This is a genomic window from Archangium sp. (assembly GCF_036388035.1).
In the GTDB taxonomy this organism is placed as follows: Bacteria; Myxococcota; Myxococcia; order Myxococcales; family Myxococcaceae; genus Archangium.
In genome coordinates this window covers 1-6,216 of sequence record NZ_DASVSO010000706.1, presented here as the reverse complement: position 1 = coordinate 6,216, position 6,216 = coordinate 1, and the positions used below count along the sequence as shown (strand labels likewise).

Below are 6,216 nucleotides of genomic sequence, written 5' to 3'. Positions count from 1 at the left end.
CTTCACGGGAGTGCTCTTCGGGCTGTTGCCAGCGCTGCGCGCGGGCTCGCCCCAGCTTGCTCCGGTGCTCAAGGCCTCGGGGCGTGGGCTGACCGGCGGAGGTGGGGCGCGGCTGCGCGGCGCGCTGGTGGTGACCGAGGTGGCGCTCGCCGTGGTGCTGGCGGCTGGAGCGGGGCTGGCCGTGCGCAGCCTGGCGTCGCTGCTCTCGGTGGACCCGGGCTTCCGTCCCGAGGGCGCGGTGGTGGTGAGCTTCTCCGTGCCCCAGGCCCACCGGAGGGAGAAGCTTCCCCCGTACCTGCGCGAGGTGCTGGAGCGGGTGCGCGCGGTGCCCGGCGTGCAGGTGGCCGCCACGGCGAAGCACCTCCCCCTGGAGAACCCCGGCGAGTCGCAGCCCGTGGTGATCGCCGGCCAGCCGCTGGCGAACCCCGGGGATGCGCCGCACGCGAGCTTCCTGCAGGTGAGCACCGACTACTTCCGCGCCATGGGGATTCCCCTGCTTCAAGGCCGCGCCTTCGCCGACACGGACTCGGGCGAGGTTCCCTTCGTGCTCGTGGTCAACCAGGCCTTCGCCCGCCGGTTCTTCCCCGGTGAGGACGCGGTGGGCAGGATGCTCCAGTACGGCAACAGGCAGGCACCCATCGTGGGCGTGGTGGGCGACGTGCGCCAGCGCAGCCTGTCCGAGCCCGCGGCGCCCATGGGCTACCTCCACGTGCTCCAAAACGGGCGCGGGCATGTCGACCTCATCGTGCGCGGCCAGGGTGCTGCCTCCCTGGGACTCGCCACCGCGGTGCGCCAGGCCATCTGGTCGGTGAATCCGTCCCAGTCCATCATCCGCATCACCACGCTCGAGGAGGTGGTGGGCGAGGCGGTGGCCCGCCCACAGCTCATCGCGGCGCTGCTCGGCCTCTTCGCCGTCCTGGCCCTGGTGCTCGGCTCGGTGGGCATCTACGGCGTCCTCTCCTACACGGTGAGCCAGCGGCAGCGGGAGATGGGGGTCCGGCTGGCGCTCGGCGCACGGCCGCCCGAGGTGCTGTGGATGGTGTTGCGCAGCGGCATGACGCTCGCGGGCCTGGGCGTGGCGCTGGGCGTGGTCGGCGCGCTCGTCCTGGCGCGGGTGATGGCGAGCATCCTCTACGGCGTGGCGCCGCATGATCCGCTCACCTTCGGTGCCGTGGTCGTGGTGCTGCTGGGCGTGGCGCTGGTGGCGTGCCTCGTGCCCGCCCGGCGCGCCATGCGCGTGGACCCGGCCATTACCCTGCGTGGGGAGTAGGGGAGGCGGGTCGTCACGGGCCCGTCACCCCCCTTGGTAGGACTGCCCTCCACTTGAAGGGCGACAAGGGGGGACTCCTGCGCCCACCACCCAGGAGTCACGCACATGAAGAGTGCTGAGGCGACGAAGCTGCTGGAGGCCGCGCGTGACCTGGCCCCGGTGATTACGGCCCGGGCTGGATGACGTGGTGAAGCTCGCCCAGCTCCAGCTCGGCCGCCTCGAGATGGACGTCCGGGCCGCCCGCGCGCTGCTGCGCGAGGCGTCGGACGAGTTCTGGGCCGCGTGCGTGGACAACCCCGCCGCCACCGCCGCGATTGTCCCGTGCCTCTCGGCCACCCTGGCCTGGGTGACGGAGACGGCCGCCAGCGTAGTGGGAACCTGCTACCAGGCGGGGGGGGGGCCAGCTCGCTCCGGGATGGCTCGTCCCTGCGGAGACGCTTCCGTGACATCCACACCTTCAGGCAGCATGCGGCTGCCGCTGAGGGGTGGTTTGGCCAGGCCGGGGCCTCGCTCCTCGGGCAGCCGACGGGATTCTGGACCTGAGGAGCCCGAGAGGCTCCGGGGACCCGTGGCTGCTCCGCCGGGCGGCGTTGGGGGATGACGTCGTGGCGGACTGGCGATTGGAGGTACTCGGGGGCGCCCGGCTCCTGGGGCTGGCGGAGCCCCTGGAGCTGCAGCGGCGTGTGGCCGCGGTGCTGGCCTGGCTGGCGCTGGAGGGGCCCACGCCCAAGTACAGGCTGGCGGGCATGCTGTGGCCCGGCTCCGGCGAGGACACGGCGCGCAACAACATGCGTCAGCTCCTGCGCCGGCTGCGGGTGTCCACCGGGGTGGATCTGGTGCTCGGAGGAGATGTCATCTCCCTCTCCGAGCGGGTGGTCACCGATGCGGTGGAGCTGGAGGCCCACGTCTTCGCCGGCCGCCATGCCCAGGCGCTCGCGCAGGCGGGCTCGCTGCTGGGCACCCTGGACTTCGACGACTGTCCGGACTTCGAGGCGTGGTTGCTGCGCGCCCGCGAGCAGCTCGAGGCCCTGCGGCGCCGCGCCGCCAGCGCCGAGGCGGACGCCCGCGAGCAGCGGGGAGACCTGGCCGGAGCGCTGCAATTCGCCGAGCGGCTGCTGGGGTTGGATCCTCTCTCCGAGGAGGCCTACCGGCGGCTGATGCGGCTGCACTACCTCGCGGGGGACCGGATGGCGGCGCTGAGCCTCTTCGAGCGCTGCCGGACGATGCTGCGCGAGGAGTACGACGCCGCGCCGCACCCGGACACGCTCGCGCTGGCGCGAGACGTGGAGCGCGGGCAGGTGCGGCCTCGCGCCGGGAGTGAGCAGCCCGGACGGACGCTGCCGCTCACCGTGCTCCGCCCGCCGGTGCTGGTGGGGCGCGCGCGGGAGTGGGCGCAGATGGAGGAGGCGTTTCAGGCGCGGCGTCTCATTTTGCTGCTGGCCGAGCCCGGCGTGGGCAAGTCACGCCTCGCGCAGGACTTCGCGGCCTCCAAAGGGCGCTACACCCTGTTCGCGGGGCGGCCCGGAGACACGGAGGTGCCCTACTCGCTGTTCGTGCGACATGTGCGGCACACGTTCGCCGAGCGGCCCTCGGTGCGGCAGGGCCTGGAGCCGTGGATCCGCCGCGAGCTGGCGCGCATCATCCCCGAGTGCGCCGAGCCCGGTGACGACCTCTCCCCCATGCGCGACGAGGGGGACCGGGTCCGCAACCTCAATGCCCTCAGCGAGGTGCTCCGCCGCTGCACCGAGGGCCTGCCCACCTGCGTCACCGACGACCTTCAGTTCGCCGACGCCGCCAGCCTGGAGGTGGGGGCCTATGCCCATGCCCGCTTCCACGAGACGGGCGACTTCCCGGTCCTCATCGACTGCTGCCGCCTCGGCCAGCTCACTCCCGAGGCCTCCGCCCTCATGAAGCGGCTGGAGCAGGCGGGGCTGGCGACATTCCTGTACCTGGAGCCGCTCCCGCCCTCGGCGGTGGGAGAGATGCTGGACAGCCTCGCGCTGCCGGGGGCCACGGGACTGGCGGGGGAGATGACGCGCTACACGGGGGGCAACCCCCTCTTCATCACCGAGACACTCAAGCACCTGATGGAGTCGGGAAGCCTGGAGCGGGGATGGCCGGAGCGGCTGCCTCCTCCGGGGCGGGTGCGCCAACTCATCCAGCAGCGGCTGGAGCGGCTGTCCCCGCTGGCGCTGCAACTGGCCCAGGTGGCGGCGCTGGCCCTCATGGACTTCAACCTGGAGCTGGCCGGCGAGGTGCTGGAGGTGCGCCCCCTCTCGTTCGCCCAGCCGCTGCGCGAGCTGGAGGCCACGCAGATCCTCCGGGGCGAGCGCTTCACCCACGACCTCGTGCTGGAGGCGGTGCGCGGCTCCATTCCCTCGGCGATGGGGGCGCTGCTGCACCGGCGCCTGGCCCAACAGTTGGAGCGGAGGCGAGCGGCCCCGGCCACCATCGCGCAGCACTGGCTGGAGGGTGGGGAGTCCCGGCGGGCCGTGCCCTTCCTGCTGTCCGCGGCCCAGGTGGACGAGGCCAACCTGCGCCGGGCCGAGGCGGCCACGAACTACGCGCGCGCCGCCTCCATCCTGGAGGCCGCCGGGGAGCAGGAGGAGGCGGTCCGGTTGAAGGCGCGGGCGCCCTCGGCGTGAGCCGGGAGGGAGGCCCCCGCCGGGGCCTTCCTTCGCCTGGAGGTGAGCACTCGCCGTGGGCTGGCGTGGACGTCAGGGCCCGGGCGTGCACACCGTCTGGGAGGAGACGCGCCATGGAACTCGTTCTTTTCATCGGCCTGCAGGGCTCGGGAAAGAGCAGCTTCTACCGGGAGCGCCTCGCGGCCACGCATGTCCACGTGAGCAAGGACTTGTGGCCCAACGCGCGCAGGCGCGAGGCCCGGCAGCAGCGGCTCATCGCCCAGGCCCTGGCGGAGGGTCGCTCGGTGGTGGTGGACAACACCAACCCCCTGGTCGGGGACCGGGCGCCCCTCATCGCCATCGGCCGGGAGCATGGCGCGCGGGTGGTGGGCTACGCCTTCGAGTCGGACCTGGAGGCCTGCCTCGCGCGCAACGCGGCGCGGGTGGGGCGGGCACGGGTGGAGGACAAGGCGCTGCACATCACGAGCAGGAAACTGAGCTGGCCCTCGTACGCCGAGGGCTTCGATGCGTTGTTCCATGTGCGGCTCGACCCCCAGGGCGGCTTCCACGTGAGGGAGTGGAGACAGGAAGATGAATCCCAACGAGTTCGAAAGCCGGATGCGTGAGGGCGAGTTCTTCCACTCGCTGCGACTGCTGCGCGGGGCGTGGTGCGTGCTGCGGGTGGACGGGCGGGGCTTCTCGCGCTTCACGGAGGCGCGCTACGAGAAGCCCTTCGACGCCACGCTGCACCAGCAGATGGTGCGCACCGCCTCGGCGCTGCTGGAGGACTTGCAGGGCCTCTACGCGTACACCGAGAGCGATGAGATTTCGGTGCTCTTCCGGCCGGAGTGGGCGCTCTACGACCGCGAGGTGGAGAAGCTGGTGTCCATCTCGGCCGGGGTGGCGAGCGCGACCTTCACGCACGCGGCGGGGGTACCAGCCGTGTTCGACAGCCGGGTGTGGATGGGCGTGAACGAGAAGGAAGTGGTGGACTACTTCCGCTGGAGACAGGCGGACGCGGCCCGCTGCGCGCTGCACGGCTGGTGCTACTGGACGCTGCGTAAGGAGGGCCAGAGCGTGGCGCAGGCGTCCCATGCGCTGCATGGCAAGTCGGTGGGCTTCAAGAACGAGCTCCTCTTCCAGCGGGGCATCAACTTCAACGAGCTGCCGCTCTGGCAGCGTCGCGGTACGGGCCTCGCGTGGGAGGAGTACGAGAAGGAGGGCGTGGATCCGCGCAACGGCCAGAAGGTGAGCACCACCCGCTGGCGGCTGCGCGTGGACGAGTCCCTGCCCATGAAGGAGGAATACGACGCCTACGTGCTGGGGCTGATGAAAGGGAGCAAGGGGGGCGGACGCTGAGCACAGGGGCTCAACAGGGGGCGCGGTGAGCGAGCCCGGAGCTGGAGGTGCGGGGACGTGGGCGACCTTCAACGGGAACGCGCCAAGCGGCTTGAAAGTGGTGGGTTTCAGGCCCCAGGACGATTAAGCAACAATTCTCCCGCCCCACTCCGAGGGAGGATCGGCAATGCGTAGAACTGCCGCGTCACACGGGGATGTTTGTCCAGCAAATCGCTGATGGCTCGCCAAGACAAAACATCCACAGCAAATAGGTTCCGCTTGACATGCCAATCGGAGATTTTTCGCACCTGCTCTTGTAGCGTGATGTTGACGGGTGCTGTCGTGAGGATGAAGTAGCGCCGGAGCTTCGGCTGGAAGCATCGGGCCATCTGGATTTCTTCCTTGATTTCACTCCAGGTAAGCCCTCCAGAAAGACGGAGTTTGGCTTGAACGCCGACCCACGCCAAGTCCTTGTCCTGGCCGTAAGAATCGACGCCGTATTGTCGCTGTCCGGGTCGTCCGTGCGCGTGCAGGATGGTATTTAACTCCGCTCCCATGAGGAGCCTGCACAGGTCTTCAAAACGTCGAGAATCGTCAAGGTGAGGATAGATAAGGGACATTACGCTGGCTCGCATGAGGCAGGGACCAGCAAACTTGGCCCTGCCTGATACCTAAACAAGCGTTCAGGCGTTTCGATTCCCACCATTGAGCCGATCTCGGAATTGGCGCATGAGGATGAGGGCACAGACGAGGTGAAGGAAGCCCAGGAAGTTCTCGGCCTTCACTTCGTAGCGGGTGACAAGCCGACGGGAGAAGTGGAGCCAGGCAAAGAAGCGCCCCACCTTCCAGCGCCGCTTGTAGCGCCGCAGCTCTCGTCCGTCCTGGGTGGCAGGCCGTTTGCGACCCCGACGGTGTGGGGCAATGAGCTTCACGCCGCGCTCGTCCCACAGCCGCTCGTCGAGCTTGTCGCTGTCGTACGCCTTG

6 protein-coding genes and 1 pseudogene are annotated in these 6,216 nt (G+C 70.1%); 5 read left to right on the top strand and 2 right to left on the bottom strand.

The annotated features are described in order from the left end of the window. The 5 genes from VF697_RS29075 to VF697_RS29060 all read left to right on the top strand — a co-directional run. On the top strand, positions 1-1,270 hold a 1,270-nt coding region (locus VF697_RS29075; protein ID WP_331099999.1), incomplete at its 5' end, for an FtsX-like permease family protein. Positions 1,271-1,493: 223 nt separating this feature from the next. Beyond that, positions 1,494-1,871, top strand: coding sequence for a hypothetical protein (locus VF697_RS43580; protein WP_414641352.1), 378 nt, complete (start codon positions 1,494-1,496; stop codon positions 1,869-1,871). A gap of 4 nt (positions 1,872-1,875) precedes the next feature. Beyond that, positions 1,876-3,915, top strand: a complete 2,040-nt coding sequence (locus VF697_RS29070) for an AAA family ATPase (RefSeq protein ID WP_331099998.1) — start codon at positions 1,876-1,878, stop codon at positions 3,913-3,915. Positions 3,916-4,028: 113 nt separating this feature from the next. After that, positions 4,029-4,520 (top strand): ATP-binding protein, encoded by a 492-nt coding sequence (locus VF697_RS29065; protein ID WP_331099997.1) that lies wholly within the window; start codon positions 4,029-4,031, stop codon positions 4,518-4,520. After that, a complete protein-coding gene (locus VF697_RS29060; protein ID WP_331099996.1) occupies positions 4,486-5,253 on the top strand; it encodes a tRNA(His) guanylyltransferase Thg1 family protein in 768 nt (255 codons plus the stop codon). Before VF697_RS29065 ends, VF697_RS29060 begins: the two co-directional genes overlap by 35 nt. Positions 5,254-5,360: 107 nt before the next feature. Here the strand turns inward: VF697_RS29060 and VF697_RS29055 are convergent, their stop codons facing one another. Together VF697_RS29055 and VF697_RS29050 are read right to left on the bottom strand one after the other, a co-directional pair. Then, entirely contained in the window at positions 5,361-5,852 is a 492-nt protein-coding gene (locus VF697_RS29055) for a hypothetical protein (protein ID WP_331099995.1), read from the bottom strand. Between the two features lie 63 nt (positions 5,853-5,915). Continuing rightward, positions 5,916-6,216, bottom strand: a pseudogene (locus VF697_RS29050) (hypothetical protein); the annotation flags it as partial.

Coding starts and splice junctions, on each gene's coding strand:
- VF697_RS43580 (WP_414641352.1), top strand. CDS start 1,494: ATGGACGTCCGGGCCGCCCGCGCGCTGCTGCGCGAGGCGTCGGACGAG.
- VF697_RS29065 (WP_331099997.1), top strand. CDS start 4,029: ATGGAACTCGTTCTTTTCATCGGCCTGCAGGGCTCGGGAAAGAGCAGC.
- VF697_RS29060 (WP_331099996.1), top strand. CDS start 4,486: ATGAATCCCAACGAGTTCGAAAGCCGGATGCGTGAGGGCGAGTTCTTC.
- VF697_RS29055 (WP_331099995.1), bottom strand. CDS start 5,852: ATGTCCCTTATCTATCCTCACCTTGACGATTCTCGACGTTTTGAAGAC.